General features: G+C 45.0%; 3 protein-coding genes and 1 pseudogene. 1 reads left to right on the top strand and 3 read right to left on the bottom strand.

All coding sequences use genetic code 11. The features are described 5' to 3' along the window. The 3 genes from B2U10_RS14350 to B2U10_RS14340 form a co-directional block, all read right to left on the bottom strand. A partial coding sequence (locus B2U10_RS14350) for an FGGY family carbohydrate kinase (RefSeq protein ID WP_290788488.1) occupies positions 1–251 on the bottom strand: 251 nt, incomplete at its 3' end. 30 nt (positions 252–281) lie between these two features. Next, positions 282–1,106 (bottom strand): MIP/aquaporin family protein, encoded by an 825-nt coding sequence (locus tag B2U10_RS14345; protein ID WP_035409382.1) that lies wholly within the window; start codon positions 1,104–1,106, stop codon positions 282–284. Positions 1,107–1,302: 196 nt separating this feature from the next. Then, a complete protein-coding gene (locus tag B2U10_RS14340) occupies positions 1,303–1,866 on the bottom strand; it encodes a glycerol-3-phosphate responsive antiterminator (protein ID WP_290773549.1) in 564 nt (187 codons plus the stop codon). Between the two features lie 239 nt (positions 1,867–2,105). Here B2U10_RS14340 and B2U10_RS14335 point away from each other — a divergent pair. Continuing rightward, positions 2,106–2,334 (top strand): annotated as a pseudogene (locus tag B2U10_RS14335) (hypothetical protein); the annotation flags it as partial.

Raw genomic sequence — 2,334 nt, 5'->3', positions numbered from 1 at the left:
GTTTCACGTTGGTTCGTGATCCCGATGCCGGCAATCTGCGACGGTTTTATGTTTGCTTCCGTCAGACAAGTCGCCACGACCGCAAGGACACTTCCCCAAATCTCGTTTGCGTTGTGTTCGACCCAACCTGGTTTTGGAAAATACTGCGTGAATTCCTGTTGCGCTGAATGTACGATCTCACCAGCACGATTAAACAGGATCGCACGTGTACTTGTCGTTCCCTGATCCAATGACAAAATGTAGTTCTCCATCTCTTCCCCATCCTTTTGTATCTAAATAAGTTAAGCTGACTTTGACTTCACTGACGTTGTTTTGTTCGGACGAACACCGAATCTATAGCATAAGCCTAATATGATGATTGTCACAAGTCCTACAATCCAAAAAGCCGGTGTATCTTTTCCTGTGAAGACCGAACGATAAAACAATCCGCCAAGACTTCCACCAAGAACTGGTCCAAGAACCGGAATCCAAGAGTACCCCCAATTCGATGATCCTTTTCCATGAATCGGTAGGATGAAATGGGCAATACGAGGACCAAGGTCCCGCGCCGGGTTCATCGCATATCCTGTCGTACCTCCGAATGACATACCGAGGCTGACGATCAAGAAGCCGACAATTAGAGGATTCAGACCATCCGAGAACTTATTCGCTCCGATTGATAACAACCCGATAACAAGTAAGAACGTCGCAATCATTTCACTCATTAGATTAGCAAATGTGTATGGAATCGCTGGAGACGTTGCAAAGACGCCAAGCTTCGTTGCTGGATCCTTCGTTTCCGCCCAATGTGGTAAGTAATGCACGAAAACAAGACTTGCACCTAATATCCCGCCGGCGATTTGAGCGACGATATAGCCTGGTACATCCGCCCATGCAAATGAGCCGTCAAATGCTAAACCAAGCGTCACTGCTGGATTAAGGTGTGCCCCACTGAATTGACCAACGGCATACGCGGCAATCGCTACGGCAAATCCCCATGCAAACGTGATGACGATCCATCCTGCGTCCTTCGCGAACGATTTCGTTAAGCTAACGCCTGCGCCAACACCATTTCCAAGCGCGACTAGCAAGGCTGTACCTAAAAATTCTGCTAATAAAGGTGACATAAGTGTTCCTCCTTTTTTATTATGTGAAAAAAGCAACATAAAAAGGAGATCCACGTCAGCTCATACTTGAATTTTCTTCAAGTAGAACTCACACGTGAATCTCCCTTTTCTCCGTCACTTTGTATCAACTTGATATCACTATAACAATCGGTGAAAACGCTGTCAAACGTTCCAAATGATTTTTCTCACAATCCGATTAAGAGTGTGGTTCAAAATGCCGCCATAAATCCTTATTCGATGTCGTAATGCTTGAGGCACCTGCTTCAATCGCTTGTTCGACTTCTTCTACTGTATCAATCAGTCCCCCTGCGAATACGAGACGTCCTGTCTTTTCCTTCACTTCTTGAATATACTTCGGCATCAACCCTGGTAATACTTCGATGTAATCAGGTTGTGTGCGTTCCATAAGTTGATAACTTTTTTCAAGTGAACTGGAATCGAGTAAGAACATACGCTGCATCGTCTTGACCTTTTTTTGACGTGCCTTCAAGATGACACTCGCCTTCGTCGAAATGACGCCATACGGTTTCAGTTCTTGGCAAACATATTCCGTCGCGTACTCATCATTTTTTAACCCCTGGACGAGATCCATATGCAAAAACATTTTTTTATCGTATCGATGTGCCATCTCATAGACTGCTTTTAAACGCGAGACGTGCATTTCGAGTAAGACCCCATACTCATATGGACTCTTCAGCATCTTTTCAAAGTCTTCTAATTTTCTAACGGAAGGCAGGATCTTCTGTCCAAAATATGTCATGCGTTCTCCCCCTGATTCGTAATGTGTCCTAAGTATGTCGTGAAACTGAGGTATTAGGCAATGCTCTTTTCATGAAAATAAGTGAAAAGAGCGCTACGATTAGGGTATAGCTTAACGAAACGATTTATTTTCAGGAGGTGAATGCGCAGTCCTACCGTCTGTGCACGTCAATGAGTCAGCAAAAACGGATCACTATTTATTTATTCTCGATTTTAATTAATGCCCTAGGTAACAGCTTTATGGTAACCGCCTCGATCGGCAGTGCACCTTGGACATCCGCAAGCGAAGCTGTCGCGGCGATCTCACCGTTAACTGTCGGGCTGGCCATCATCGTTTTACATGTGCTTGCCTTGATTGCAGCGCTTTCTCTTGGAAGCCGCTTCAGTTGGTGGACGATCGTCCTCAGTTTCGCACTCGTCGTACTGTTCGGCGCCGCAATTGATTTCTTCTTATCAATCCATCAATTGA

Source organism: Exiguobacterium sp. UBA7533 (assembly GCF_002479335.1).
In the GTDB taxonomy this organism is placed as follows: domain Bacteria; phylum Bacillota; class Bacilli; order Exiguobacteriales; family Exiguobacteriaceae; genus Exiguobacterium_A.
This window is presented reverse-complemented; position numbering and strand designations above follow the sequence as displayed.